Annotated in this window: 1 pseudogene; it reads left to right on the plus strand. The window is 39.3% G+C overall.

The features are described from left to right. Positions 1-414: 414 nt before the first annotated feature. A pseudogene (locus tag AB5642_RS20245) lies at positions 415-1,364 on the plus strand (SrtB-anchored collagen-binding adhesin); the annotation flags it as partial.

Raw genomic sequence — 1,364 nt, forward strand, 5'->3', positions numbered from 1 at the left:
GCAAGACTAACTTCCACCCCCAGTTTCTAATGTAGAACAAAACAGACTAAAGGTGGAAGTTAGTTTTTCATTTAAGGCATTCACAAAATCTTCGCAAAAATTAGCACTCACCTCTTGTTATTACAGCGTAGCTTCTGTCTTAGTTCATAGAGTGCCGTAAAGTGCCTATTTACAGGCTTTTCACGGGTTTTATGAATTTATCACATTTCATCAAAAATCGTCAATATACAAAAAATTGGTGTCAAAATTGGTGTCAAATAACCTTAATTTGAGATTTTGATGAGAAACACATCAGTATAAAAAATTGAATATTTTATAGATTATGGAACGCCTAAAATGACGTTCCTTTTCTATTTTCAGCCGTTCTTATTGGACGGCTATTTTATCACCCAAAATGAAAGGAGCATTAGATTTATGAAAAAGACATGGAAACGATTGTGTACGGGCTTCTTAGCTCTTGTAACTGTCGTTACTGCTTTACCGACTACACCCGTTCATGCAGAAAGCAAGCAATACTGGACGGAAAGTGCAGAACGTGTCGGTATCATTGAAAAAGTAATGAATGACGGTTCTATTGGTTCGACATTCAATGAGGGCTATATGAAAGTCGAGGGCGAAACTGCCTATTGTATTGACATCAATACAGATTTTAAGAACGGCTATAAGACCAGAGCTGACGCAAGCTCACGCATGAGTGTCGACCAGATTTCAGATGTGGCGTTATCCTTAGAGTATGTCAAACAGTATGGCGAAGCTCACAAGGAATTGAACTATAAACAAGTCTATCTGTTGGAACAATGTGTTGTCTGGCAGAAATTGAGCATACATCTTGGCTGGCAATGTGATAACGTGCGAGCTTCTTATGATGAAATTCCAAAGGCTACGCAGGACGAAGTTTTCTCTGGTGCAAAAGCCTTTGTCAAAGAAAATAAAGGACGCTATGAATGTGGCGGTTATATCTACTCTGGCGAGGGGCAGGAATTGGGACAATTCTGGGCGAAGCTGAATGTCGGAAATGCGAAATTACAAAAGACTTCCAGTAATACTAGCATTACAGACGGTAACGGGAATTACTCTATTGCAGGTGCAACCTATGGTGTCTTTTCTGATAAGGACTGCACGAAACAGCTTGCTCCCCTTACGACTGATGAAAACGGAAATACAGATATTGTAGAGGTAAAAGCAGGCACAGTCTATATCAAGGAATTATCCGCACCAGCAGGATATAAAGTGGATAAAACTGTATATTCCTTAAAGGTTGAAGCTGGAAAGACAGCAACATTGAAAGTATCTGATACGCCAAAAGTAACGGACACTTTGATTGAGCTTTTCAAGATTGATATGGAAACACAGAAAGACAATCC

The sequence above is a fragment of the Ruminococcus sp. 1001136sp1_2201st1_G3_2201SCRN_220225 genome, from assembly GCF_040924365.1.
GTDB classification, from domain to species: domain Bacteria; phylum Bacillota; class Clostridia; order Lachnospirales; family Lachnospiraceae; genus Blautia_A; species Blautia_A faecis.